General features: G+C 70.3%; 18 protein-coding genes and 4 tRNA genes. 10 read left to right on the top strand and 12 right to left on the bottom strand.

What is annotated here, in order from left to right; translation table 11 throughout:
• The 5 genes from ABZE72_RS06595 to ABZE72_RS06575 all read right to left on the bottom strand — a co-directional run.
• On the bottom strand, nucleotides 1–254 hold a 254-nt coding region (locus ABZE72_RS06595; RefSeq protein ID WP_372728212.1), incomplete at its 3' end, for a hypothetical protein.
• Between the two features lie 125 nt (nucleotides 255–379).
• Nucleotides 380–3,193: an EAL domain-containing protein gene (locus tag ABZE72_RS06590; protein ID WP_372728211.1), complete on the bottom strand. Its 2,814-nt coding sequence runs from the start codon at nucleotides 3,191–3,193 to the stop codon at nucleotides 380–382.
• Nucleotides 3,194–3,318: 125 nt separating this feature from the next.
• The gene (locus ABZE72_RS06585; protein WP_372728210.1) at nucleotides 3,319–6,096 is read right to left on the bottom strand and encodes an EAL domain-containing protein; all 2,778 of its coding nucleotides are present in this window, start codon (nucleotides 6,094–6,096) and stop codon (nucleotides 3,319–3,321) included.
• A gap of 232 nt (nucleotides 6,097–6,328) precedes the next feature.
• Nucleotides 6,329–6,400 (bottom strand) — tRNA-Val (locus ABZE72_RS06580).
• Nucleotides 6,401–6,466: 66 nt separating this feature from the next.
• A complete protein-coding gene (locus tag ABZE72_RS06575) occupies nucleotides 6,467–7,297 on the bottom strand; it encodes an aminotransferase class IV (protein WP_372728209.1) in 831 nt (276 codons plus the stop codon).
• A gap of 127 nt (nucleotides 7,298–7,424) precedes the next feature.
• On the opposite strand from ABZE72_RS06575, the gene ABZE72_RS06570 reads away from it, so the two are divergent.
• The 3 genes from ABZE72_RS06570 (at nucleotide 7,425) to ABZE72_RS06560 (ending at nucleotide 7,699) form a co-directional block, all read left to right on the top strand.
• A tRNA-Gly gene (locus ABZE72_RS06570) sits at nucleotides 7,425–7,497 on the top strand.
• 21 nt (nucleotides 7,498–7,518) lie between these two features.
• A tRNA-Cys gene (locus tag ABZE72_RS06565) sits at nucleotides 7,519–7,589 on the top strand.
• A gap of 35 nt (nucleotides 7,590–7,624) precedes the next feature.
• Nucleotides 7,625–7,699 (top strand) — tRNA-Val (locus ABZE72_RS06560).
• A gap of 74 nt (nucleotides 7,700–7,773) precedes the next feature.
• On the opposite strand, the gene ABZE72_RS06555 is transcribed toward ABZE72_RS06560, so the two are convergent.
• The 3 genes from ABZE72_RS06555 to ABZE72_RS06545 form a co-directional block, all read right to left on the bottom strand.
• Nucleotides 7,774–8,793 carry a patatin-like phospholipase family protein gene (locus ABZE72_RS06555; protein WP_372728208.1) on the bottom strand — a complete coding sequence of 340 codons (1,020 nt, stop codon included), beginning with the start codon at nucleotides 8,791–8,793 and terminating at the stop codon, nucleotides 7,774–7,776.
• Nucleotides 8,794–8,925: 132 nt separating this feature from the next.
• Nucleotides 8,926–10,407: an alanine/glycine:cation symporter family protein gene (locus ABZE72_RS06550; protein WP_372728207.1), complete on the bottom strand. Its 1,482-nt coding sequence runs from the start codon at nucleotides 10,405–10,407 to the stop codon at nucleotides 8,926–8,928.
• Entirely contained in the window at nucleotides 10,404–10,835 is a 432-nt protein-coding gene (locus ABZE72_RS06545; RefSeq protein ID WP_372728206.1) for a universal stress protein, read from the bottom strand. The genes ABZE72_RS06550 and ABZE72_RS06545 overlap by 4 nt, the downstream gene beginning before the upstream one ends.
• 192 nt (nucleotides 10,836–11,027) lie before the next feature.
• Here ABZE72_RS06545 and ABZE72_RS06540 point away from each other — a divergent pair, with 192 nt between their 5' ends.
• From ABZE72_RS06540 to ABZE72_RS06515, 6 genes are all read left to right on the top strand, one after another.
• Nucleotides 11,028–12,452, top strand: a complete 1,425-nt coding sequence (locus ABZE72_RS06540; protein ID WP_372728205.1) for a DUF1800 domain-containing protein — start codon at nucleotides 11,028–11,030, stop codon at nucleotides 12,450–12,452.
• Entirely contained in the window at nucleotides 12,449–13,696 is a 1,248-nt protein-coding gene (locus ABZE72_RS06535; RefSeq protein WP_372728204.1) for a DUF1501 domain-containing protein, read from the top strand. Before ABZE72_RS06540 ends, ABZE72_RS06535 begins: the two co-directional genes overlap by 4 nt.
• Before the next feature lie 74 nt (nucleotides 13,697–13,770).
• The gene (locus ABZE72_RS06530; RefSeq protein ID WP_372728203.1) at nucleotides 13,771–14,871 is read left to right on the top strand and encodes a WD40/YVTN/BNR-like repeat-containing protein; all 1,101 of its coding nucleotides are present in this window, start codon (nucleotides 13,771–13,773) and stop codon (nucleotides 14,869–14,871) included.
• A 5-nt stretch (nucleotides 14,872–14,876) separates the two neighbouring features.
• Nucleotides 14,877–16,283 carry an NAD(P)/FAD-dependent oxidoreductase gene (locus ABZE72_RS06525; RefSeq protein WP_372728202.1) on the top strand — a complete coding sequence of 469 codons (1,407 nt, stop codon included), beginning with the start codon at nucleotides 14,877–14,879 and terminating at the stop codon, nucleotides 16,281–16,283.
• A 102-nt stretch (nucleotides 16,284–16,385) separates the two neighbouring features.
• The gene (locus ABZE72_RS06520) at nucleotides 16,386–18,572 is read left to right on the top strand and encodes a GH25 family lysozyme (protein ID WP_372728201.1); all 2,187 of its coding nucleotides are present in this window, start codon (nucleotides 16,386–16,388) and stop codon (nucleotides 18,570–18,572) included.
• 5 nt (nucleotides 18,573–18,577) lie between these two features.
• Nucleotides 18,578–18,898, top strand: coding sequence for a hypothetical protein (locus tag ABZE72_RS06515; protein WP_372728200.1), 321 nt, complete (start codon nucleotides 18,578–18,580; stop codon nucleotides 18,896–18,898).
• A 171-nt stretch (nucleotides 18,899–19,069) separates the two neighbouring features.
• Here the strand turns inward: ABZE72_RS06515 and ABZE72_RS06510 are convergent, their stop codons facing one another.
• The 3 genes from ABZE72_RS06510 to ABZE72_RS06500 form a co-directional block, all read right to left on the bottom strand.
• Nucleotides 19,070–19,357, bottom strand: coding sequence for a hypothetical protein (locus ABZE72_RS06510; RefSeq protein WP_372728199.1), 288 nt, complete (start codon nucleotides 19,355–19,357; stop codon nucleotides 19,070–19,072).
• Nucleotides 19,358–19,426: 69 nt separating this feature from the next.
• The gene (locus tag ABZE72_RS06505) at nucleotides 19,427–20,524 is read right to left on the bottom strand and encodes a TrkA family potassium uptake protein (RefSeq protein ID WP_372728198.1); all 1,098 of its coding nucleotides are present in this window, start codon (nucleotides 20,522–20,524) and stop codon (nucleotides 19,427–19,429) included.
• 9 nt (nucleotides 20,525–20,533) lie between these two features.
• A complete protein-coding gene (locus tag ABZE72_RS06500) occupies nucleotides 20,534–21,538 on the bottom strand; it encodes a YihY/virulence factor BrkB family protein (RefSeq protein WP_372728197.1) in 1,005 nt (334 codons plus the stop codon).
• 17 nt (nucleotides 21,539–21,555) lie between these two features.
• Between ABZE72_RS06500 and ABZE72_RS06495 the strand changes: the two genes are divergently transcribed.
• On the top strand, nucleotides 21,556–23,211 hold the full coding sequence (locus ABZE72_RS06495) for an acyl-CoA dehydrogenase family protein (protein WP_372728196.1): 1,656 nt from the start codon (nucleotides 21,556–21,558) through the stop codon (nucleotides 23,209–23,211).
• Nucleotides 23,212–23,517: 306 nt separating this feature from the next.
• On the opposite strand, the gene ABZE72_RS06490 is transcribed toward ABZE72_RS06495, so the two are convergent.
• Complete coding sequence (locus tag ABZE72_RS06490) at nucleotides 23,518–24,963, bottom strand: glycine hydroxymethyltransferase (protein WP_372728195.1); 1,446 nt, start codon at nucleotides 24,961–24,963, stop codon at nucleotides 23,518–23,520.
• Nucleotides 24,964–25,492: the final 529 nt, after the last annotated feature.

The following is a 25,492-nucleotide window of genomic DNA, read 5'->3' as shown; positions in this document are numbered from 1 at the left end:
TCCGGACCAGCGGGACCCTCCGGACCAGCGGGACCCTCCGGACCAGCCGGACCCTCCGGCCCGGCGTCAGGGAGCTGACCGCGCTTGAAGTCCTTGGCGAGCAGCGACCCGTTCTTGATGTCCGCCGAGGTCACGGTGTTGTTCTTGATCTGCTTGCCGGTGATCATCCGGCCGGCCTCGGCGACCACGGGGTGGGTGAGGAGGAGGAAGGCTGCCACGACGACAGCGAGGGTGCGAAGGACGTGAGAACGCATGTTTGACTCCTGAGCGAGAGCGCGGCACCCGAATGGTCATCCGCCCTCGTAGCCTCGCCGCCCGTGCGGGTAGTCGTCCATGGTCAATCCGAGCCACGGGGCACGGTGAGACCCACCGACCTTTCTCAGGTGGGGGGCAGGTCCCCGGCGACCGGAAACCGTCGCTGCGGCAGGCTCCCCATCAGGTCAGCGACGTCCTCCAACGCCACGGCGCGACTCCAGAGCCATCCCTGGCCCGCGGAGCAGTGCATCGCCTGGAGCATGCCCAGCTGCTCGGCGGTCTCGATCCCTTCCGCGATCACCGAGCCGATGCCGACCGCCGCCGCGAGCTCCACGATCGAGGAGGCCACCGCGACGTCCTCGGCGCGCAGGGGCATCCGGCGCACGAAGCTCCGGTCGATCTTCAGCACGGAGATGGGCAGGCGCTGCAGGTGCGTGAGCGAGGAGTAACCGGTGCCGAAGTCGTCCAGCGCGATCGAGACCCCCAGCGCACTGAGGTCCTCGAGGCTTCGTCGCGCCGTCTCGAGGTCGTCCATCACCGCCGTCTCGGTGACCTCGACGGTCAGCTGTGAGAACCCGAAGTCACCCGTCCCCGACTCGAACGCCGCGGCCACGCTCCCCACGACGCCGCCCGAGCTGATGTGCTGGGCACCCACGTTGACCGCGATCCGGCTCGAGGGCGACAGCAGCCCGCGGGCCATCATCTGCGCGCCGTCGGCGCAGACCTGCCGGAGGACCCAGCGATCGAGGGCCTCGATCTGTCCCATCTCCTCGGCCAGCGGGACGAACTGGTCGGGGCGGATGTCGCCCCGCTCGGGGTGTCGCCAGCGCACCAGCCCCTCGAGACCCAGCAGCTCACCGCTGGCGAGGTCGACCACCGGTTGGTAGTGCACCGCCAGTTCGTCGGTCTCGATCGCCCGGCGCAGCTCTTGGGAGAGCTCGTGCTGCGCGCGAGCGTGTGCCGCCATGCTCGGGCCGAAGGCGCTCGACCGGGCTCGGCCCGCAGCCTTGGCGTGGTACATCGCGATGTCGGCCGACCGGACCAACGCCTCCGCGTCGTACGGCGGTGTCGTGACGATGCCCACACTGGCGGTCACGATCACCTCCCGGTCTCCCAGGGTGAAAGGCTCGCGCAACGTCTCGTGGAGCCGCTCGGCCACCACCCGCGCCTGGTCGGCGTCGGTCTCCTCGCAGACCAGGACGAACTCGTCGCCACCGAACCTGCCCACGGTGTCCCCCGGGCGCAGGCGGGCGGCCAGGCGTTGCGCGAGGTCCACGATCAGTCGGTCGCCCTCGGCGTGCCCGGCCGCGTCGTTGACGTACTTGAAGTTGTCCAGGTCCAGCATCAGCACGCTCACCGGTCTGCCGTTGCGCTTCGAGACGGCCAGGGCGTGCTGGATCCGGTCGTTGATCAGCACTCGATTGGGCAGTGCGGTCAACGAGTCGTGCAGCACCTCGTGCCTCAGCGCCCGCTCCATCGACCGCCGTTCGGTGACGTCGCGCAGGACCTCGATGATCCCGACCACGTCGCCGCCCTCACGCAGCGGCGACGCCGTCCGCTCCACCTCCACGCGGACACCATCCTTGCGGCGCAGCTCGGCCGGCACGTTGTTCACCGTCTCCCCGCGCAGCACGATCTCCCGCAACCGCCCGCCCGGTCCTTCCTGGTCCGCCCGGGTCATCGCCTCGAGCCGTTGCCCGACAGCCTCCTCCTCGCTCCAGCCGAGGAGCTTCTCGGCTGCCGGGTTCCAGCTGGTGACGCTCCCGTCGGGCGTCGTGCCGATCACGGCATCGCCCAGGCAGTCCACGACGCCGGCCAGCTGACCGGCCAGCCGCTGGGCCCGCAGCTCGACCTCCCTCGCGGAGGTGACGTCCCAGGTGACCCCGGAGACGTGCACCGGGCGGTCGTGAGCGTCGCGGCCCACGTGCCCCCGCGAGTCGAGCCAGCGCACGGCCCCGTCGGGTCGAACGATCCGGAACTCCGCCGTGTGGTCGAGCTCGGCGCTCGAGGACATCCGGGCCAGCTCCACGTCGAACAGCCCCACGTCCTCGGGGTGGACGCATGCTCGCCACGTCTCGATCGTCCAGTCCTCGACCTGTTGCTCCCGCCCGAACAGCGCGTCGAAGGTGGCGCTGTTGGTCATCCGTCCGGTTGCCAGGTCCAGGTCCCAGAGGCCGAGCCCGACGGTGCCGAGCACCAGGTCCAGGCTCTCCTGCAGGCGCACGGACTGGGTCAGGTCGCGTACGACGACCGAGATCCCCGCCACCGCGCCCGCCTCGTCCCGACGCGGGCTGAGGATCATCACGACGACCAGCAACGAGCCGTCGGCAGCGATCTGTCGGCTCTCGACCCGACACTCACGCACCTCTGAGCGAACCAGGGCGAAGGCGGTCTCCAACGCTTTTCGGTCGTCCGCCCGGACCAGGGAGCCGAACGGAGCACCGCGGGCCAGGTTCTCGCTGATCCCGTACAGCGCCTGCGCAGCCGCCGACCACTCGCGGATCACCCCGGATTCGTCGAGGACGATCAAGGCGTCGTTCAGGACAGGAGCGGGTGGCTCGCGACCCCCGTCTGCGAGGGGACCGACCCGCTCGAACTTGACGAGGACCTGACGCTCCGACAGCGGATGGATGCCGACGCGGAAGAGGCTGCGCTCAATCCTGTCGTCGCCGAACTCCATCTCCCCCAGGTCCAAGCCCGCACCGGCATCGACCACCCCCCGGACGACGTCGACCAGGCCGGCCTCGAACAGGGACGGCAGCAGCTCCTGGACCCGACGACCGACCATCTCGGGCGAGAAGCCCGCCACCTCCAGCCCCGCGAGATTGCCGTACTCGAGCACGAGACTGGCGGGGTCGGCCAGGTCCTCGAAGGTCCAGATGCACATTCCCTCGGGGACGAGGTCCAGGGCGCGCGAAAGTGCTCCGGCGTCGTACACCGCAACACCCCCCCGGCTCGGTCGCGGGAGGAGGCCGGACGCGACGCCTCCCCACCGACCAGTGTGCGCCTCTGACGGCCTCGGGGGGGCAGGGTTGACCGGATTGCACGACTCGAGGCGGGTCCTCAGGCGCTGCGGGCGTCCCGGTGGACCGGGAATCGACGCTGCGGCAGGCTCGCCATCAGCCCGTCGAGCTGCTCGATGGGCACCGCTCGGCTCCACAACCAGCCCTGCCCCGCGGCGCAGTGCATCTCCTGGAGAATGCCCAACTGCTCGGTGGTCTCGATCCCTTCCGCGATCACCGAGTCGATCCCGACTGCGGACGCGAGGTCGACGATCGAGGTCGCCATGGCCACGTCCTCGGCGCGGTGCGACATCCGGTCGACGAAGCTCCGGTCGATCTTGAGCACCGAGATGGGCAGACGCTGCAGATAGGTCAACGACGAGTAGCCCGTGCCGAAGTCGTCCAGCGCCACACTCACCCCCAGGTCGCTGAGGTCGCTGAGGCTGCGCCGAGCGGAGTCCAGGTCGCGCATGACGGCGGTCTCGGTCACCTCGACGGTGAGCTGATGGAAGCCGAACCCGCTTCCGGCACAGGACTCGACGGCGGCAGCGACGTTCTCCACGACCCTGCCCGCGCTGATGTGCTGCGCGCCGATGTTGACCGCCATCCGGCTGGTCGGGGTGAGCAACCCGCTGGCCATCAGGGCAGCACCATCGGTGCAGGCGCGTCTCAGCACCCAGCGATCGAGCGCCTCGATCAGGCCCACCTCCTCGGCCACCCCGATGAGCTCGACGGGCTGGACGAGTCCGCGTGCCGAGTGGTGCCAGCGCACGAGACCCTCGAGGCCCAGCAGCTCACCGGTGGCGAGGTCGACCACCGGTTGGTAGTGCAGCGACAACCCGTCCGACTCGATCGCCTGCCGCAGCTCCTGGGAGAGCTCGAGGTGCGCCCGGGCGTGCTCGGCCATGCTGGAGCCGAAGACGCTCGAGCGCGCGCGACCCGAGCTCTTGGCGTGGTACATCGCGATGTCGGCCGAACGGAGCAGGGAGCCCGCCTCCCGTGGTGGGCTCACCGCGATGCCGATGCTGGCCGTCACCACCACCCGACGCGCGCCCAACATGATGGGGGCGGCCAGGGCCTGCTGCAGCCGGTCCGCCACAAGGAGTGCGTCGTCGGTTCTGGTCTCCTCGCAGACCACCACGAACTCGTCCCCGCCGAACCGACCGATCGTGTCGCCGGGGCGCAGCGAGGCCTCCAGTCGCCGCGCCACCTCCACGAGCAGCTTGTCCCCTTCGGCGTGCCCCGCGGCGTCGTTGACGTACTTGAAGTTGTCCAGGTCCAGCATCAGGACGCTCACCGGTCGGTCGCTGCGAACGCCGGCTGCAAGTGCGTGCTGCAGCCGGTCGCGGATCAGGACCCGGTTGGGCAGGCCCGTCAACGCGTCGTGCAACGCCTCGTGACGCAGTGCCTGCTCCATCCGCCGTCGCTCGGTGACGTCGCGCAGGATCTCGATGATCCCCACCACCTCGTCGTCCTCCCACAGCGGCGAGATCGTCTTCTCGATCGCGACGCGCGTGCCGTCCTTGCGCTGTCGGGCGGTGGTGGCGTTCTTCACCACCTCGCCGCCGGCCACGGCCTTGCGCAGGCGTTCACTCTGCCCGCGCAGGTCCTGGGGGATCAGCATGGTCATGCTCTGCCCGAGGACCTCCTGCTCCGTCCAGCCCAGCAGCTGTTCGGCGGCGTGGTTCCAGCTGGTGATGATCCCCTCGGGCGTCGTCCCGATCACGGCATCGCCCAACGAGTCGACGATGGTCGTGAGCTGGTGGGTCACCCGCCCTGCCCGCAGCTGGGCCTCCTTGCGGTCCGTGACGTCTCCCGCGACGCCGACCAGTCGCTCGGCCGTGCCGGCGGCGTCGCGCAGGATCCGGGCTCGCAGGCTGATCCAGTGGACGCTGCCGTCCGGCCAGATGACCCGGAACTCGTGGGACCCGAGCTCGAAGCCATCCCCCTCCAACGCCTGGGAGATCCCCATCCGGAGGTGGTCTCGATCGCCCGGATGGACCCGGTCCAGGAGGCCCTGCACGTCCCACGCCGTCTGGGCGTGCGGCAACCCCAGCAGCGTGTCGAGCGTGGAGCTGTGGGTCGTCGCACCCGCAGTCAGCCCCAGGTCCCAGTAACCGACCCTCGCCGCCTGGAGTAGGTGCTCGAGGCTCTCCTGCATGCGTGCGTTCGCGGTGCGGTCCCGGACCAGAACCGTCGACCCGATGACGGCTCCTGTCTCGTCCCGCCGCGCGGTGAACGTCATCGTCACCAGGACTGCGGAACCGTCCGCCCTCCGCTGCTTCGAGTCGATCCTCTGCAGGTTGACCCCGGCGCGGACCAACCGGGCGACGTTCGCGATCTCCTCGGGTCGTTCGGGCAGCACCACATCGTTGAGGGCCCGTCCCAGCGCCTCCGCCTCGCTGAAGCCGTAGAGCTGTGCGGCTGAACCGTCCCAGGTCTCGATGACCCCGTCCGGCGTGCACCTGATGACCGCGTCGTCGACGGCTGCCAGGGCGGCGGTATCGCTCGGGTCGGCATCCGCCAGCCGATCGACGACGATCAAGACCTGGGCATCGGACACGGGGACGAGCTCCACCACGTACGTGCCGGGCGCCACCTTCTCGTCGCCGTAGTCCATCTTGCCGAGTTTCAGCGGCGCACCGGCACGCACCACATCGGCCACGATCTCCGGGAGCCCTCCCGCGTAGAGAGGGGGATAGAGGTCGGAGAACCGGCTCCCGACCCTGTCCTCCGTCAGCCCGGAGAACTGGAAGCCCACGGCGTTGGCCCACTCGAACACGAGGTCGATCGACCCGTCCTGGTCCTCGATCGCCCAGACCAGCAGGCCCCGCGGCACGGCATCGACCACAGAACTCAGGGCGGACTGCTCGATCGGACGTTCGCCGGTGATGGCTGCGCCCCCTCCCAGATCGACGGTCCAGGGCCTCGCTTCGAGTATCCCGCCGCCGTGCCGATGACGGAAGGCAAAGCGCGAATCTTCCCTCGATCCGACGAGCCGGGACCGGCCACGAACGATCGAAGGCCGCCGTCCCCGGAGGGACGACGGCCTTCGATCTCTGCTGCTTCGGTGGGCGATACTGGGTTCGAACCAGTGACCTCTTCGGTGTGAACGAAGCGCGCTACCACTGCGCCAATCGCCCGTTCTGGGTGCCCGTCGGGCTTCCCCGGCGTGCGGTCGCAGACTTTATCCCATGCTGCCGTCGGGATCACACTCCGGGCTCCTCGAGCAGCTCGACCTCCTTGCTCCGCCACATGGCGAGGGCCTCGTGGGTGACCGGTCCGGGCGCCGGGAGCTCGCGGTCGTCCCACTGCGAGACCGCCTGCACGTCGCGGGTGGTGGAGACCAGGAACACCTCGTTGGCCCGGTCGATCACGCCGATGGGCTCGTCCACCTCGCGGCCGCCGTACCAGTCGAGCAGCAGGCGTCGGGTGACGCCGGCCAGGCAGCCGCTGGCCAGGGTGGGGGTCCGGAGCTCGCCGTCGACGACGTAGAAGACGTTGGACCCGGTGCCCTCGCAGAGGTGGCCGGCCAGGTTGGCGAAGATCGCCTCCGAGGCGCCTCGACGGCGGGCCTCGGCCAGCGCCACCACGTTCTCGGCGTACGACGTGGTCTTCAGCCCGGCCAGGGCACCGCGCTCGTTGCGCGGCCAGGGCACGGTGGCCACGGCGGTGCTGGCCGGCATCGGCTCCATGGCGTCGGCGACCACGATCAGCGTGGGGGCGGCATCACCGCGCCCGGAGCCCAGGGGGGCGGGCCCGGCCGTGTAGGTGATCCGGATCCGCCCCAACGGCAGGTGGTGGCCCTGGAGCACGGCCGCCACGCCACGGCGTACGGCGGCGTCGTCGACCTGCGGCAGGCCGAGACCGTGGGCGGACCTGGCCAGGCGCTCGAGGTGCAACGTCAGGGCGAAGGGCAGGCCGTCGACCACCTTGATCGCCTCGAACACCCCGTCCCCCACCGTCAGACCGTGATCGGTCACCGGAACGGCCGGAGCCGTCGGGTCGGGCAGCAGGTCGCCGTTGATCCACACGCGCATGGCCTCACTCTAGGAGTGACAGGAGTGGCGGACGAGGGTGGCAACACGCGTGGGCAACCCGGATTTTGCGCCCCCATGGCCATCGGCTAATGTTCTCGACGCACGCCGGGTTCAACACCGGATGCGTGCGGACATAGCTCAGTTGGTAGAGCGCAACCTTGCCAAGGTTGAGGTCGCGAGTTCGAGTCTCGTTGTCCGCTCGGAGAGGTCTCAACCTGCACGGTGGAGTGGCCGAGAGGCGAGGCAACGGACTGCAAATCCGTCTACACGGGTTCAAATCCCGTCTCCACCTCGAACGCCCCACAGGCTATAGTCACCGGGCGGCACGGGCGATTGGCGCAGTGGTAGCGCGCTTCCCTGACACGGAAGAGGTCACTGGTTCAAACCCAGTATCGCCCACCAGTTCCACGAAAGCCCCTCAGCCGGATTCGGCCGAGGGGCTTTCTGCTGTTCTGGAGCGAGCGCGCCGACCGCGCTCACACCACCGGCCGCGCCACGTCACGGAACCTGGCCTGGTACTCCTCCCAGTCCCACTCCCCCAGGAAAGCTTCGGCCGCTGCTCGACCGTTCGCGAAAAGCTCCGCCGCCTGGACCTCGCTGATCCCGAAGTCCACCGGGTTGACGCCGGTGGTGTCGACCTGGATCGTCCGGGCCCGCACCCACGGCTTCGCCAGGTGTGCCTGGTCGCGCCCCACGATCACGGTCATCGCCAGGTCGGCCGCCAAGCCGACCGGCCCGTGCTTGAACAGGCCGGCGATCGGCAGCACCTTGTCCGCGTCCACCGGGAGCGCCGGCAGCAGCTTGACCCCGAACGTCGGCCACCGCGGCGCACGCCCGTCGGTCCGGTCGAAGAGGTCGATCGGGAAGTTCGACAGCACTCCCCCGTCGACGAGGGTCGACGCGGTGCCGTCGGCGGCCACCAGGGTGACCGGCTCGTAGAAGAACGGGATCGACATCGAGGCGCGCACGGCGTCCGCGACCAACTGGCTCCCAGGCTCCAGTCCATAAGTGCGCTGGTAGTCCCACGGGAAGTGCACCAGCTCGCCCCGGGTCACGTCGGCGGCGGTGACCACCAGCCGGTAGCGCCGCTCGGGCGGGAGCGAGGACTCCGGGTCGTCGATCGCCAGGTCGGCGAACGTCTCCACGCCGCACTCGTCGGCCAGCAGGTTGCCGAGCCACTCGCGCAGGTGATCGCCCTCGTAGACGCCGTTGTCCAGCAGCAGCGACAGCAACGGCCCCCCGACGGGGACCAGGTCCAGCAGCGAGCGGTCCGCGAAGCGCCGGTAGTCCAGCGTCGACATGATCTCGGTCAACCGGGACACGGGCATGCCGGCGGCGACGAGAGCACCGACGATCGCCCCGGCGGAGGTCCCGGCGACGCGTGGGAAGGAGTAGCCGGCCTCCTCGAGCACGGAGAGGGCTCCGACGTGCCCGATCCCCAGGACCCCACCGCCTTCCAGGACGAGATCCGCGGCAAGCGACGACGACTGAGACATGTGCTGGCTCCCGACTGAGATGGGGGCAGCTCCCGATGGCCACCCTCGCCACGACGGTAGTGCGGTGGCGTCGGGCGCTGCAATCGCAGCGCCCGACGGGAGTCCCTCCGCGCCCGGACCGCCGAAGCCGCACTACTTCACCCGGGCGAACTCCCCGGACTCGACCTTGCCCAGGTGCCGACGGATCTCGTTGCGCACCGTCTTGGCGAGGATGTAGAGGCCGATCACGTTGGCGATCGACATCGAGAAGATCATCGCGTCCGAGAACCCGATCACGGGCTTGAGGGACAACGCCGCCCCGATCACGATGAACACGCAGAAGATCACCTTGAACACGATCTCGGCAGTGGTGCTGTCGCCGAAGAGGTACCCGGTCGCCTTCATGCCGTAGTACGACCAGGAGATCATCGTCGAGAACGCGAACAGGACCACTGCCAGTGCCAGCACGTTGGGGAACCAGGGGATCACCGACTCGAACGCGCTGGACGTGAGCGCGACCCCGCCGAGCTCGGAGGCCTCCTCGTCCTGCCAGGCGCCCGTGATCACGATCGTGAGGGCGGTCATGGTGCAGATGATGATGGTGTCGATCAGCGGCTCAAGCATCGCGACGAAGCCCTCGGTCGCCGGCTCCTCGGTCTTCACGGCCGAGTGAGCGATCGAGGCAGACCCGATCCCCGCCTCGTTGGAGAAGGCAGCTCGCTGGAAGCCGACCATGAGCACGCCGAGGAACCCGCCACCCACGCTTGCGGGGCTGAAAGCGCTGGAGACGATCTCACCGAACGCGCTGGGCACCTGGCCGATGCTGCCGCCGATGACGATGAGGCAGGCGGCGACGTAGATGCCGGCCATGAACGGAACGATCTTCTCGGTGACCCGCGCGATGCTCTTGATGCCACCGATGATCACCGCGCCGACGGCCACGGCGAAGACGAGGCCGATCACCCAGTTGATGTCAGCGAAGGGGCTGTCCGCGCCACCGGTGACGGAGACGATCTGGGCGGTGGCCTGGTTCGCCTGGAACATGTTGCCGCCACCGAGCGAGCCGCCGATGCAGCAGACCGCGAAGAACGCGGCCAGGAACTTGCCCAACCGAGCATTGCCGCTGACCTTCGCGACCCCGTCGCGCAGGTAGTACATGGGGCCCCCGGAGACGCTGCCGTCGGCATGCCTGCGGCGGTACATGACTCCCAGCGTGCACTCGGCCATCTTGGAGGCCATGGCGAAGAAGCCGGCCACGATCATCCAGAAGGTGGCACCGGGCCCGCCCAGGGAGATGGCGACCGCGACGCCGGCGATGTTGCCGAGACCGACCGTTCCGGAGACCGCGGTGGCGAGCGCCTGGAAGTGGGAGACCTCGCCGGCGTCCTCGGGCTTGGAGAACCTCCCCCGGACCAGGTTGAGCGAGTGCGGCAGGTGCCGGATCTGCGGGACCCCGAACCAGATGGTGAAGAAGATGGCCGCGCCGATCAGCCACAGCACGATCAGTGAGACATCGGCACCGAGGATCGTCACCGAGTAGAAGACGACGCTGACGATGAAGTCCGAGATCGGGCCGAAGTACTCACTGACGGTGTCGTCGATGCTCAGCGGCAGGACGCCGGGGAAGCCGCTCACGGGACCACCGTCACCGGGACACTCGCGTGCTGGACGACCTGGGAGGGGATGCTGCCGAAGACGGCCCGTCTGACGCGGCCGTCGCCGGTCCGACCCAGGACGATCTGGGCACTGCCGCGGCTCCGGGCGATCTCGATCAGGGTGTCGACCGGGTCCCCGTGCTGGACGAGCGTGTCCACAGATACACCGACCTCGCGGGCAACCGCGGCCATGGGCTCGGTGACCTGCGTGGTCGCCGCCGCGATCTCGGCCGCGCGTCGCGCCGGGCGCTGCTCGTTGTCCTCAGGGGTGTTGAACGAGAACGGCGACCACGGAATCACGTGCACCACCACCAGGGAGTCCCCCAGCTCACGTGCTCGCTCGGTCGCGAACTCGACGGCCCGCCTGCTCTCATCACTTCGGTCGACGCCAACAAGTAACTCGGACACGCGATCACCCCTGGGCTGGAGAAAGAAGCGCCAGTCTAGACAGAGTGTGATTCAGATCACGGCATGGGCTCGACCACGGCCCCCACATCAAGGCGATCACCGAAGCGATCCCCCACGCACACCGAACCCGTTCCACTAGCATCCGCTCGGGGAGTGGATGCTAGCCGGACCGCGTGCGAAGAAAGGTGGGGCATGGCCTCCGGATCCTCCCTGCCTGCCGGTACCCGTCACCTGGCCGCTCGCTTCGCCTACGGCATGAACGACGCCCTGCGAGCCGACCTGCGCCGTGGCGGCGAGGCGTGGTTCGACGCCCAGCTGGGGCGCTCCGAGCCGGAGACCGACGAGGCGAGAGCGGTGCCGCTGTGGTTCCCCGCGCTGAAGAACTCGGCCACCCTCAACCTCGCGCTGCAGCGCTCCGGGACCCGTCCGGTCGGCACGGTCGCGGGTGAGCTGATCGCCCAGACGCTTGCCAGGCGAGTCCTCAGCCGGCACCAGATCCACGAGACGATGGTCGACTTCTGGTCGAACCTGCTCTACGTCCCGGCCGGTGAGGACCGTTCGTTCGCCTACCGCCCGGCGTACGACGAGGTGATCCGTACCCACACGCTCGGCAGCTACCGCGGTCTGCTGCGTGCCGCCGTGACCCACCCGGCGATGTCGGCGTACCTGCACAACGACCTCAACCGCGTGGACGGGATCAACGAGAACCTCGGGCGCGAGCTGCTGGAGCTGCACTCGGTCGGCCGGGACTACTCCGAGAGGGACGTGCTGAACAGTTCACGGATGCTCACCGGGTTCACCCTCAGCAACGGCATCTCCGGCTACGAGCCCGCACGCCACCACCGCGGCCGGATCAGGGTGCTCGGCTTCTCCCACGCCAACCAGGAGGCCGATGGGCGCCAGGCCCTCGACGAGATGCTGCGCTACCTCGCCGAGCATCCGGCGACCGCGCGTCGCCTCGCCGAACGGCTGTGCGTGAGGTTCGTCGACGACGAGCCGCCCCGCGAGATCGTCCGGGCCGTGGCCAGGGCGTACCGCCGCAGCGGCACCAGCATCCCGGCCACCCTGCGTGCGCTGGTTCGGCACCCGCAGTTCCAGAAGGCGCGCCGCCGCAAGGTCTGGACACCATCGGACGACGTCGTTCGGACCGCCCGCGTGATGGGCCTGACGCCGACCGGCTCGCCCAATCGGAGTTCCTTCCTGTGGCACCTCGGCCGCACCGCCCACGACATGGGCCAGCTCTCCTTCACCTGGCCGCGGCCCGACGGCTGGCCCGAGACGTCGAGCGACTACCTGTCGGCGTCGCGGGTGCTGCGCTCGTGGCGCCACCACTACGACCTCGCCGCCACCCGGAGCGATCTGTTCCGCAGCGTCTCGGTCTCCACCAAGGCCTCGCAGCTGCCGGCCCGCTGGCCACGCACGCTGGCGCAGTTGGTCGAGCACCAGTCGCGGCGCCTGGTGGGCAGGCCTGCCACCCCGCGCCTGAGGGCCGCCGTGTCCGGCGCGCTCGGCCTCCCGGCCTCGCACCGCTTCGAGAACGCGGACGCTCTCTCGGACCGCGACTACCAACTGCTGCGCGGCACCGTGCTCAACTCACCGGCGGGACTCCAGCGATGACCGACTCCTGCGGCTGCCCGTCGTACTCCTCGATCTCGCGGCGCTCACTGCTCCGCACCGGCGCGGCTGCCGGTGCCGCCGGTGTCGTCACCTCGATGGTCGGCGACGTGCTCACGGCGTCGGTCTTCGGTGCCGAACGTCGGGGCAACGTGCTCGTCGTGGTCAGCCAACGCGGCGGGGTCGACGGCCTCTCCATGGTCGTCCCGCACGCCGAGGCCGCCTACTACGCCGCGCGCCCGACCACCGCGGTCGCGAAGGAGCGGCTGTTGCACCGCGACCACACCTTCGGCCTGCACCCGTCGTTCGCGCCGCTGTCGGAGATGTGGAAGCAGGGGCGGTTCGCGGCCGTCCACGCCGTCGGGCTGCCGGCGCCCAACCGCAGCCACTTCGACGCCATGGAGGTCGTCGAGGGCGCCGACCCCGGCAGCCGGGAGCGGGTGGGCTGGCTCAACCGGATGATCGGCGCCCTGCGGGGCGAGTCGATCTTCGAGGGGACCGCACTCGGCACCAACGTCGTGCCGACCTCGCTCGTCGGGCCGGCCGAATCGGTCGCGGTCGCCTCGACCACGGCAATCGACACGCCGTACGCCGACACCGAGCTGGGCGACGCCGTACGGCGTGGCCTCCAGCGGCTCTATGCCGGCCACGACGACGTGCCCCGCGCCGGTCAGGCGGCCCTCGAGCTGGCGCGCGGCGGGAAGGCGTACGCCGCCGAGGCCGCGCAGCCGCCGCGGCACGGCGCCGCCTACCCGGGCAGCAGCTTCGGCCGAGCGATGGAGAACGCCGCGTCGCTGATCCGCAGCGGGCTCGGCGTGCGCGCCATCGCCGTCGACTCGGGCGGGTGGGACCACCACGTGGGCCTCTCGGTCAACGTCGCCAACGGCATCTCCGACCTGGCGGCCTCGCTCGCGGCGTTCTTCCGCGACCTCGGCCCCGACGCGTCGCGGGTGACGGTGGTGACCTTGAGCGAGTTCGGTCGCCGGCTGGCCGAGAACGGCGCCTCGGGCGTCGACCACGGCTACGGCAACGCCGTGCTGGTGCTGGGCGCCGGCGTCCGTGGTGGCCGCTACTACGGTCGCTGGCCCACGCTCGGCACGGCGAAGCAGGTCGAGGGCGACCTCGCCGTCACCACCGACTACCGACACGTGCTCACCGAGATCCTGCAGAGCCGCTTCGCCTCGGTCGACACGTCCGCGGTCTTCCCCGGCGCCGGCTATCGCCGGGTCGGCTTCATGCGCCGCTGACAGTCACCGCGATCCGGGCGCCCGCGCAGCCTGCGGGTCTGGACAGGCAACCCGCGCCACGGCAGGGTGCGGGGATGCGTCGTACTCTCGGAATCCTGCCCCTGGTCCTCTCCCTCCCCCTGCTGGGCGCCGTCCCGGTCTCGGCCGACTCCACGGAGTCCAAGCCGCGTCGCGACCGGACGTGGCACACCTCCGTCGTCGACGCCGACCAGAGCTTCCGTGGCCTGGACGCGGTGACCCGGCGTACCGCCTGGATCACCGGCGGCAGCATGACCGAGGGCGGCCCCGGCTCGGTGTGGCGTACGACGGACCGCGGCGCCACCTGGCAGGACGTCAGCCCGCCCGACAGCGACGGGCTGATGTTCCGTGACGTCGAGGCGCGTAGCGCGAACCGGGCCGTCGTACTCGCGATCGGGCCGGGTGAGGCCTCCCGGATCTACCGCACCACCGACGGCGGCGAGAGCTGGACGGAGACGTTCCGCAACACCGACGAGGCCGCGTTCTACAACTGCCTGGACTTCTACCCCGGCGGCCGTCGAGGGCTCGCCGTGAGCGACCCGGTCGACGGCACGTTCCGCATCCTGTCGACCGACGACGGCGGACGCTCCTGGAGCGTCCTGCCGGACGACGGCATGCCCGACTCCACCGGCGAGTACAACTTCGCCGCCAGCGGCGACTGCCTGGTGATCCGCGGCAAGCACGTGTGGTTCGGCTCGGGGGGCGCGGCCGCCCGGGTCTTCCACTCCCGCGACCGCGGCCTGACCTGGCGGGCGACCGACTCGGCGATCCCGGCCGGCGAGGCCGCCGGCGTCTTCGGGCTCGCCTTCCGCACCCCACGCCACGGCGTCGCGGCGGGTGGCGACTTCGCGGCCCCCGAGAACGGCACCGACGCCTCCACGATCACCCGCAACGGGCACACCTGGCGCAACGGCGGCGACCTTGAGGTCCTCGCCGAGGACGTCGCCTGGGTGCCCGGCAAGCGGCACGCCCTGATCGCCGTGGGCGAGTCGGGCGAGGTCGGCGGCACCCACGTCAGCCGCGACGGCGGCCGGCACTGGCACCCGATCAGCCGCCAGGGCTTCCACACCCTGGACTGCACCCGCGGCGGCACGTGCTGGGCCGCAGGCGGCGAGGGACGGGTCGGCCGACTCGTCTTCCCCCGACGACAGAGGTGAACGACATGACGGGCGAGCTCCAGACGGACGACAACGGGGTGCAGGACGAGGCGGACGACACGGTCGACGTGATCGTGGTCGGGATGGGCGTCGCCGGTGAGGCGGTCGCCGGTGAGCTGGCGAAGGCCGGCCTCGCGGTGGTGGGGATCGAGGCCAACCTGGTGGGCGGGGAGTGCCCCTACTGGGGCTGCATCCCGAGCAAGATGATGATCCGCGCCGCCGACCTGATCGCCGAGACCCGACGCGTCGACGGAATGGCCGGCACCGCGAGCGTCACGCCCGACTGGGCCCCCGTGGCGCAGCGGATCCGCGAGGAGGCGACCGACCACTGGAACGACCAGGTCGCGGTGGACCGCTTCGTCGACGCCGGCGGGCGCTTCGTGCGCGGTCACGCCACGATCGTCGGTCCGAGATCCGTGCAGGTGGAGGGTCGGACCCTGACCGCCCGTCGCGGCATCGTGATCGGCACCGGCACCGTGGCCGCCGTGCCGCCGATCCCCGGGCTCGCCGAGTCGCCGTACTGGACCAACCGCGAAGCGGTGGAGACCACGACGCTGCCCGCCAGCCTGGTGGTGATCGGCGGGGGCGCGATCGGACTCGAGCTCGCCCAGGTCTTCTCCCGCTTCGGCGTCGAGGTGTCCGTGGTGGAGGTGGCCGAGCGGCTGCTCGCCGCGGAGGAGCCGGAGTCCTCGGCGCTGATCGAGGGCGTCTTCCGCGACGAGGGCATCGAGGTCCGCACCGGCGTCCAGCTGGAACGGGTCGACCACGACGGCGATCACTTCTCGATCTCCCTGGCCGGTGGCGAGAGCCTGGCGGCCGAGAAGGTGCTGGTCGCCACCGGACGACGGGTCGACCTCTCGGGGCTCGGCGTGGGGGCCGTGGGCCTCGACCCGCAGGCCCGCGCGGTCGAGGTGGACGAGCGGATGCGCGCCGGTGACGGACTCTGGGCCGTGGGCGATGTGACCGGCAAGGGAGCCTTCACCCACATCGGCACCTACCAGGCCCCGATCGCCGTCCGCGACATCCTCGAGCAGGACGGCCCGACGGCCTCGTACGACGCGGTCCCCCGGGTCACCTTCACCGACCCGGAGATCGGGTCGGTCGGCCTGACCGAGGCGCAGGCCCGCGACCGCGGCCTCACCGTCCGCACCGGGCTGGCGAAGGTGCCCTCGACCGCTCGGGGCTGGCTGCACAAGGCCGGCAACGAAGGCCTGATCAAGGTGGTCGTCGACGCCGACACCGACCTGGTCGTCGGCGCCACCGCGGCCGGACCGAACGGGGGCGAGGTGCTCGGCGCCCTCGCAGTCGCCGTGCACGGCCAGGTGCCGGTGTCGCGACTGCAGCAGATGATCTACGCCTACCCGACGTTCCACCGGGGCATCGAGGACGCCCTGCGCGACCTCGACGAGTGACCGCGCGTCTCAGGTGCCCCACTGACCCCATCGGGCTATTGCCCGGCCGCGCAGGCCCCGAGGATCATCGAGAGTTGAGGACCGACGACTCGGGAGGTCTTGATGAGTGCGCGTCTGAAGGTCCGCGTGGTCTCGGCGAACGTCCAGTCCTTCCCCCGCTCTGCCTTGTCCGAGCTGCAGGCGCTCGACGATCTGGTGCGCAATGCCGGCTGCGGCGACCTGGTCTTCCTCCAGGAGATCGCGGAGCACTACCGGCCATTGGTGGCGCAGGCCTTCCCCTCCGCCGGGTGGGAGGTCTACTACGGCCCCGACGACAACCAGACGCCCATCGCCTGGCGGCGCGACGCCTTCACGCCCCTTGACCAGGACACGTCCCTGCTGCACCCGGCCAACTCCCGGCATGCACGCCGCTACATCACGCACGTGCGTCTGCGCGTCACCGACCTCGGCTGCGACCTGCACGCCACGAATCTCCATCTGGTCTCCGGAGCGTTCAACGACACCCCGCTGCCGGACAAGGCCGCCCGGGTCGCCGAGTGGCACGAGGGGATGGCCCGCCACACCGCGTGCGTCGAGGAGTACGTCCGGGAGGGACTCCCGGTGGTGGGCGGAGGCGACTACAACCGGCAGCTCAAACGTCACAAGTGCCTGGGATCTCGCATCGCCGGAAAGCCGGTCGCCTACGGCGTGGACCCCAGCTCCATCGACCTGATCTGGTTCGTCGACGGTGACCAGGTGGCCTGGGACCTGCGCTCCACCCGCCTCTACCCCGGACGCAACAGCACCCGCCCGGCCCGGCACAGCGACCATGCTGCCCGTCGCGCCAAGGTCACCCTGACCCCGGTGTCGGTGGCACCGGAACCGCCAGACCCACGACCGGGGCCTGATCCCGGCCGGCCGCCGAGACCCTCGCCCGATCTGCGGCCCGATCCGCCGCCCGCGCGGCCCCCGCGAGAGCGTGCCCGCCCGATGCCCGGTCCGTTCGAGCTGACCACGTTCGGCGATGTGGGCCCCAAGCGCGTCGACTGGAAGACCCGGGCCGCCCTGGCCGAGGCAGAACGGCGCCTGGGCTATCCGCTGACGATCGTCCAGGGCTCCTACAACCGAGGTGGGGTGGCCGCTTCGGGAGGCACCCATGACGGCGGCGGGGTGGTGGACCTCAAGTCCTGGGACTGGCAGCGCAAGGTGCGCGTACTGCGCTCGATCGGTTTCGCGGCCTGGTACCGCCCCACGGTCAGTGGTCTCTGGGGAGCCCACATCCACGCGGTGCTGATCGACCACGGGCGCCTGTCCTCCTCTGCAGCCAACCAGGTGGCGGCGTACCGGGCCGGCCGCGACGGCCTGCGCAGCAACGCGCCCGACACGTTCTGGCGGCCGAGCCCCGTGCCGGTCTTCGCCTATCCCCCGACGACACGGCCCACGGACGAGGCCGTGGACACCTCCGCGGGCACCCGCGGCGGTGGGCGACCCGGCGCGCACCCGGCGCCCTATCCCCCGCGGCGCACGCTCGACGGAGTCGACACGAGCCACTACCAGAGCGGCAGGCTCGACCTGAAGGCTGCGCAACGCGCCGGGCTGCGCTGGTGGTACCTCAAGGCGACCGAGGGCACCACCCTCACCGACAGCACCTATCGCGCACGGCTCCGGGCCGCGCGCAAGGCCGGCATCCCGGTCGGCGCCTACCACTTCGCCCGGCCCGACCGGGGCGACGCCGTGGACGAGGCGATGTTCTTCCTCCGGCACACCGACATCCGGGCCGGGGACATGCTGCCGATGCTGGACCTGGAGTCCCTGGAGGGGCTCTCCCTCCCCGAGGTGACCGACTGGGTCGGGGTCTGGGTCGCCACCATCCGCACCGAGCTCGGGCAGCGGGGTCTGAGCGCGAAGCCGATCATCTACACGCCCTTCAACCTGGAGAAGGGGTTCGGCTGCCTGCTCTGGGTGGCTCGCTACAGCGACGACTTCCGACCGCCGGTGATCCCCCGGCCCTGGCGGCGGGCGGCCATCTGGCAGCACTCCAACGGCCGTTTCGGGCCGATCAAGCAGGTGCCGGGATTCGGGCCGGTGGACGTGAATGCCGTGCACCCCGATCTCCCGCTCTCGGCCCTGCGGGTCAAGGCCGGACGGCCGCCCCGGCCGCCCGTTCCTCCTCCGCCACCACCACCCCCGACGGACGACGAGTCTCGCCCGGACGCGCCGGTCGACCTGGACCTCGCCGATCTGCGGGACGAGCTGGAGAGGGCGGCTCGCAACATCCGGTCGGCTCTCGAACGACTCCCGGAAGGGTGATCAGCATGACCTCGGTCCAGATGCTTCAAGGGGCGCTCCAAGCGCTGCCTCGCAACGTGCGCAAGACGCTCTACTCGGCCCTGGTCCTGCTCGGAGCCGGCCTCAGCGCCTGCGCCGCGGCGGGCATCACCGATCTCGGCCCGGTCAGCGTCACCCGGGCCCTGCAGATCTTCGCAGCCCTGTCGCCGGCGGCCGGCGTGGTGGCGGTGGCCAACGTGGGCAAGCCGGACCAGGGCTACGTGGTCACGGACGAGGAGGACGTGGACCTCTCGGCGTTCGAGCCCATCGGCCCGGCGGAGGACGTCTACGGAGTGCCCGGAAATTGAAGAACCGCCGGGGTCTCGGGTCCCCGGCGGTTCGTTGTAAACGTTAAGCGGACAACCCCAAGGAAACCTCGGTTTTTCCTCAAGTTTTCCTCAAGAGCCTTGTGACGCCGCTCACCCCGGTGTAAGTCGAGATCGGTCTAGTCCACTCGGGACTCAGTCGGGGATCAGGACTCAGTCGGGGGTCAGGAGTTCGGCCGGCAACCACTCCTCGACCAGCGCCCATTCGCCCGGCCGCAGCTGCGCGGCGTACAGCACCCGGCCCTGCCAGCCGGGGCCTGCGCGGCGCCACTCCATCAGTAGGCCAGGTCGCTTCACACCCTGACGGTCGACCGCGTCGGCCACCCAGCAGTGCCGGACCGGGCAGTCGTCCCGGGTCGAGTCGGGGACGGCAGGTGCGGCGTCGGGGACGCCCCCGACCCGTCGGCGCTCGCCCAACGGGACGCCGCCTCGCTTGCTCATCCCGCCCGCCATGCGGACCATTGTGACACCTCTTCGAACAGGTGTTCGACAGATGGTGCTCCCCGACGGTCAGTCGTCGCTGGCGAGCGCCTCACCATGCGTGCCGGGGCGCGGCGCCCAGGGCAGCTCGCGCGCCGGGCGTACGACGATCAGCCGGTCACCGCGGGCCAGCTGGGTGACCACCGGGTCGAAGTAGCGGTAGACCTTCTCGTCGCGCACCACCGCGATCACCTGGTCGGGCAGTGACTGCGGCTGACGGCCCACCTCGGTGACGAGCAGGTCCCGTTCGGCGACCTCGAGACCGTCACCGGTGGTCAGCAGGTCCTCCATCACCAGACCGAGCATCGGCGACATCGAGGAGAGCCCGAGCAGTCGGCCGACCGCGTCGGAGGAGGTGATGACCGCGTTGGCGCCCGACTGCTTCATCAGCGGCGCGTTCTCGTGCTCGCGCACCGCGGCGACGATGTAGGCGTCCGGGTTCAGCTGGCGCACGGTCAGGGTGGCGAGCACGTTCGAGTCGTCACGGTCGGTCGTGATGATCACCTGGCTGGCCTCGGCAACCCCCGCGCGGCGCAGCACCTCACGTCGGGTGGCGTCGCCGGTGACGACGGCCAGACCGTCCGCGTGCGCCTCCTGCATGGCGATCGGGCTCGGGTCCACCACCACGATCGCCTCACGGTTCTGCCCGTTGCTGACCAGCGTCTCGATGGCGCTGCGCCCCTTGGTGCCGTAACCGACGACGACGACGTGCTGTCCCATGTGCTTCCTCCAGCGGGCGACCCTGAACATCTCGCGGCCCTGCGAGGCGAGCACCTCGAGGGTGGTACCGATCAACAGCACCAGGAAGGCGATGCGGGCCGGCGTGATGACGAATGCGTTGATCATGCGTGCCTGCGGCGTGACCGGGGCGATGTCGCCGTAGCCGGTCGTGCTCAGCGTGACGGTCGTGTAGTAGATCGAGTCGATGAACCCCACGTCCCCGGTGGGGTCGTTGGCGTCGCGGTAGCCGTGACGGTCGAGGAAGACCAACAGCACGGTCCCGGCCAGGATCGCCAGGGCGAGCAACAGGCGGCGGCCCAGTTCCCACCACGGAGAGCGAATGTTCTCGGGGAGGGAGATCCACCCCCGGATGCTTCCTGCTGGCAGGTCGCTGGAGACGTCGGGCACGGGACGAATCTAGTCGACAGCCACCTCGTCATCGGGGAGGCGGTGGCTCTTCGGGCCGGTCACCATCCGTTGGCGCAACCTGGTCATCAGCTCCAGGCGGGCCCGGGTGGTCGCCTTCTGCGGGAAGACATGGTCGAAGGCGGCGTTCACCGCGGCGCCGATCAGGACCGCGATCGCCACCAGGTACAGCCAGATCAGCACGGCGATCGGGGCAGCCAGCGGGCCGTAGATGGAGGCCGAGTCGTTCGCCGTGGCGGTCAGCACCCAGCGCAGCGCGTAGGAGCCGGCCACCCAGGCCACCAGCGAGAACGTCGCGCCCGGGAGGTTGAAGCTCCAGTTCGTCCGGACCGGCACCGAGACGTGGTAGAGCGTGGCGAGGAAGCAGATGCAGACCACCACGACGGTCGGCCAGTAGAAGTGCATGACGAAGTCGAAACGGCTGGGCAGCCAGTCGTTGACCAGCCGGGGCCCGGCCACCACCAGCGGGATCGAGACGACGCCGGTGATCATGGCGAGGATGTACAGGCCGAAGGAGAGCGCCCGGGTGCGGATGATCCCGCGCTGCCCGCCCAGCCCGTGCATGATCGTGATGGTGTCGACGAAGACGTTCAGGGCACGCGAACCCGACCAGAGGGCCAGCACGAAACCGACCGAGACCACGTCGAAGCGGCCGCCCTCGAGCACCGAGTCGATGGTCTTCACGATGATGCTGTTGACCGCACTCTCGGTCAGCGCCTGCCGGGAGAGGTCGATCACCGCATCCCGGACCTCCGCCACCTGTGCGGCGCTGAACCGGTCCGAGACGTAGCCGATCGCACCGGCCATCGCGAAGATCAACGGCGGCACGGACAGGACGGCGAAGAAGGCGGCCTCCGCCGCGAGTCCGGTGACCCGGTGCCGGATGCAGGACGCCACGGTGGTCACGATCAGCCGCCAGAGCACGTCCGCGGCGCTGCGCGACCATGCCGAAGCCCGGGTCCGAACTGCGTCCATCACGGACTCCGGGGGCGGCATGGCCTTACGGTATCGACATGCCCACGCACTCTTCGCCAAGCGCTCCGCACGACATCCGCGTCGTCACCAACCAGGCCCCGCCGCTGGTGGGGCACAACGTGGTCACCGCCGACCATGCCCTGGTCGAGGCGGTCACCCGGCACGCCGACGCGAGCGTCGTCGAGGACATCGCGGTCATCGGTGCCGAGGCAGGCACGGCCGAGGCGCGTGAGCACGGCATCCTGGCCAACGAGAACCACCCGCACCTCACGCCGTACGACCGCTACGGCAACCGCATCGACGAGGTCGCCTTCCACCCCTCCTGGCACTGGCTGATGGAGCGCGCGGTGGGCCACGGGCTGGCCGCCGCCCCCTGGGAGTCGGACTCGCCGTACGCCCACGTGCGCCGGGCGGCCGGCTTCATGGCCTGGTCGCACACCGAGCCGGGCCACGGCTGCCCGATCTCGATGACCTACGCCAGCATCCCCGCGCTGCGCGCCGACGAGTCGATCGCCAAGGAGTGGACGCCCGCGCTGGCCTCCACGACGTACGACCCGCGGCTGGTGCCGCTGGCGCAGAAGAGCGGTGCGCTGGCCGGGATGGGGATGACCGAGAAGCAGGGCGGCTCCGACGTCCGGGCGAACGTCACCGAGGCCACGCCGACCTCCGTGGACGGCGAGTACACGCTGCGCGGGCACAAGTGGTTCACCTCCGCGCCGATGAACGACATGTTCCTGGTGCTGGCCCAGGCGGCCGACGGGGTGACCTGCTTCGTGGTCCCCCGGGTGCTCGGCGACGGCACCCGCAACCGGCTCGACGTCGTGCGACTCAAAGACAAGCTGGGCAACCGCTCCAACGCCTCCTCCGAGCTGGAGTTCGACGGCACCGTCGCCCAGCGCCTCGGCGACGAGGGGCGCGGCGTGCGCACGATCATCGAGATGGTCGCCGCGACCCGGCTGGACTGCGTGCTGGGCTCGACGTCGCTGATGCGGCGATCGCTGAACGAGGCCGCCTGGCACGTCGCGCACCGCTCGGCGTTCGGGTCCCGGCTGGCCGACAAGCCGCTGATGCAGAACGTCATCGCCGACCTGGCGATCGAGACCGAGGCCGCCACCGCCCTGGCGATCCGGCTGGCCACCGCCGTCGACCGGATCAACGACCCGCACGAGGCGGCACTGCGTCGGATCGCGCTGCCGCTGGCGAAGTTCTGGGTCTGCAAGCGGACGCCGTTCATGATCGCCGAGGCGCTGGAGTGCCTGGGCGGCAACGGGTACGTCGAGGAGTCGGTGATGCCGCTGCTCTACCGGGAGGCGCCGCTCAACTCGGTGTGGGAGGGCTCCGGCAACGTCAACGCCCTGGACGTGCTGCGGGCGCTCTCGCGTGAGCCCGAGGTGCTCGACGCCTGGCTGACCGAGGTCGGGCACGCCCACGGGGCGGATGCGCGTCTGGACCGGGCGGTCGAGGAGGTGCTCACGATGCTGGGCGACCAGGCTGCGCTGGAGGTCTCGGCCAGGCGGCTGGCCGGTCGGATGGCCGCGTGCCTGCAGGGGTCGCTGCTGGTGCGGTTCGCGCCTGCCGAGGTGGCCGACGCGTTCTGCGCCTCACGGCTCGGCACGTCGTACGACGGGACGTTCGGCACGCTGCAGAGCGCGGACCTGCGGGCGATCGTGGAGCGGGCTACCCCGACGCTCTGAGGCTGGCGCAGGTTCATCAAGGTATGTAGATCAACCAACACTTCCCATGGCGTGCACACCATGGGAAGTGTCGGTTCGACTGGGACAGCCTGCGGATCCGCGGGCTGACGCGCCGGATCAGTCCTGACAGCTCGTGCTTCCCATGATGAACACGCGCTTCCCGGGCTCTGCAGACCATGGGAAGCGCGGGTTGATCAAGGTATGCAGACGAACCCGCGCTTCCCGGGGCGCACACACCATGGGAAGCGCGGGTTCGGCAAGGGAACGTGTGAATCTGCCCCCCGGGCGCCAGCCCGGGACCGGACCTCAGCTCAGCTCGAGCCCCGGGTACAACGGGTGCTTGTCGAGCATCTCCGCCGACGCCGACTTGACCCGGTCCGCCACCCCGTCGGCCAACCGGTACGACGCCTTCGACACGCCACCGGCCTTGGTCGTCCCGGGCTCGGTGTTCGAGAGCACCTCGACGATCAGCGCCGCCACGTTGTCGAACTCGTCGTGGCCGAAGCCACGCGTGGTCAGCGCCGGGGTGCCCAGCCGGATCCCCGAGGTGTACCAGGCGCCGTTCGGGTCCGCAGGCACCGAGTTGCGGTTGGTGACCACGCCGGCGTCCAGCAGCGCGGTCTCGGCCTGCCGGCCGGTCAACCCGAACGACGTCACGTCCAGCAGGACCAGGTGGTTGTCCGTGCCGCCGGTGACCAGGTTCGCGCCCCGGCTCAGGAAGCCCTCGGCCAACGACTTCGCGTTGTCGGCGATCTTCTGCGCGTAGGTCTGGAACGACGGCTGGCGGGCCTCGGCCAGCGCCACGGCCTTCGCGGCCATCACGTGCGACAACGGGCCACCGAGCACCATCGGGCACCCCCGGTCGACCGACGGCGCGAGCTCGGAGTTCGCGAGCACCAGACCACCGCGCGGACCACGCAGCGACTTGTGCGTCGTCGAGGTGACGATGTGGGCGTGCGGGATCGGGTCCTCGTCGCCGGTGAAGACCTTGCCGGCGACCAGCCCGGCGAAGTGCGCCATGTCCACCATCAGGGTGGCACCGACCTCGTCGGCGATCTCACGCATCTTGGCGAAGTTCACCCGACGGGGGTACGCCGAGTAGCCGGCCACCAGGACCATCGGCTTGAACTCGCGGGCCTTCGCGGCAACCTTGTCGTAGTCGAGCAGCCCGGTCTCCGGGTCGGTGCCGTACTGCTGCTGGTGGAACATCTTGCCGCTGATGTTCGGCCGGAAGCCGTGCGTCAGGTGACCGCCGGAGTCGAGCGACATGCCCAGCAGCCGCTGGTTGCCGAGCTCGTGGCGCAGCGTCTCCCAGTCGGCGTCGGTCAGCTCGTTCACGTTCTTGGCGCCGAGCTTCTCCAGCGCCGGGCCCTCCACGCGGTGCGCCAGGATCGACCAGAACGCGACCAGGTTGGCGTCGATGCCGGAGTGCGGCTGGACGTAGGCGTACTCCGCGCCGAACAGCTCGCGGGCGTGCTCGGCCGCGAGCGACTCGACGGTGTCGACGTTCTGGCAGCCGGCGTAGAAGCGGTGACCGACCGTGCCCTCGGCGTACTTGTCGCTGAACCACGTGCCCATGGTGAGCAGCACGGCCGGCGAGGCGTAGTTCTCGCTGGCGATCAGCTTGAGCGAGGAGCGCTGGTCGGCGAGCTCCTGGCGGGTGGCGTCCGCGATCCGCGGCTCCACCGAGGCGATGACCTCGAGGGCCTGGCTGTACGCGCTGCTGGTCAGACGGGAGAGGTCGTCGGTCATGGCAGCAGCCTAGTGAGAGCGGCCAGACCCGTCCCACCCCACCCGATCCCGTGGACCGAGTGGCGAGGTGGGCACCCCTGGGGTCGCGTCGACAGGTTGTGACGTGGACCGCACCGCACCCGCGTCTGGGCGGGACATCGCACCGACAATCTCACGATGCAGGACTGCTGTCTCACCTCATGAGATTCAGCCTTGTGGAAGAGGTGTCCGCACCGTGAGACTCCCGTCCATGATCAGTCCTGTGACGCACGCCTACCTCGTGGTTCGACGCCACGTGGACCTCGGGCGTACGCGCAGCATGATGTGTTGGCCTTCCTGACCGTCGTCGCACTCCCCCGTGAGCACGACGATCCGCCGCCCAGACTTCTCGTCCCGGGCGCTCGGTCCGGCAGACCAACCCGACGACGAGGTCGGGCCCTGACGAGTCGTGCGTCTCACAACCGCCAAGGATTCCGTTCTGATGAACGACCAGGTCCCCACCCGCACCCCCGCCGCCCGCCCGCGCCCCCAGCGCGGTGAGGGCCAGTGG

The sequence above is a fragment of the Nocardioides sp. genome, from assembly GCF_041600255.1.
Taxonomy (GTDB): domain Bacteria; phylum Actinomycetota; class Actinomycetes; order Propionibacteriales; family Nocardioidaceae; genus Nocardioides.
The sequence above is the reverse complement of the archived record's forward strand: the minus strand, read 5'-3'. Positions and strand labels throughout refer to the sequence as shown.

Bases quoted from the DNA above. Each gene is read 5' to 3' on its own strand.
- ABZE72_RS06575 (WP_372728209.1), bottom strand. From the start codon at position 7,297: ATGCGCGTGTGGATCAACGGCGACCTGCTGCCCGACCCGACGGCTCCG.
- ABZE72_RS06555 (WP_372728208.1), bottom strand. From the start codon at position 8,793: ATGTCTCAGTCGTCGTCGCTTGCCGCGGATCTCGTCCTGGAAGGCGGT.
- ABZE72_RS06540 (WP_372728205.1), top strand. From the start codon at position 11,028: ATGGCCTCCGGATCCTCCCTGCCTGCCGGTACCCGTCACCTGGCCGCT.
- ABZE72_RS06535 (WP_372728204.1), top strand. From the start codon at position 12,449: ATGACCGACTCCTGCGGCTGCCCGTCGTACTCCTCGATCTCGCGGCGC.
- ABZE72_RS06530 (WP_372728203.1), top strand. From the start codon at position 13,771: ATGCGTCGTACTCTCGGAATCCTGCCCCTGGTCCTCTCCCTCCCCCTG.
- ABZE72_RS06525 (WP_372728202.1), top strand. From the start codon at position 14,877: ATGACGGGCGAGCTCCAGACGGACGACAACGGGGTGCAGGACGAGGCG.
- ABZE72_RS06520 (WP_372728201.1), top strand. From the start codon at position 16,386: ATGAGTGCGCGTCTGAAGGTCCGCGTGGTCTCGGCGAACGTCCAGTCC.
- ABZE72_RS06515 (WP_372728200.1), top strand. From the start codon at position 18,578: ATGACCTCGGTCCAGATGCTTCAAGGGGCGCTCCAAGCGCTGCCTCGC.
- ABZE72_RS06510 (WP_372728199.1), bottom strand. From the start codon at position 19,357: ATGAGCAAGCGAGGCGGCGTCCCGTTGGGCGAGCGCCGACGGGTCGGG.
- ABZE72_RS06500 (WP_372728197.1), bottom strand. From the start codon at position 21,538: ATGCCGCCCCCGGAGTCCGTGATGGACGCAGTTCGGACCCGGGCTTCG.
- ABZE72_RS06495 (WP_372728196.1), top strand. From the start codon at position 21,556: ATGCCCACGCACTCTTCGCCAAGCGCTCCGCACGACATCCGCGTCGTC.
- ABZE72_RS06490 (WP_372728195.1), bottom strand. From the start codon at position 24,963: ATGACCGACGACCTCTCCCGTCTGACCAGCAGCGCGTACAGCCAGGCC.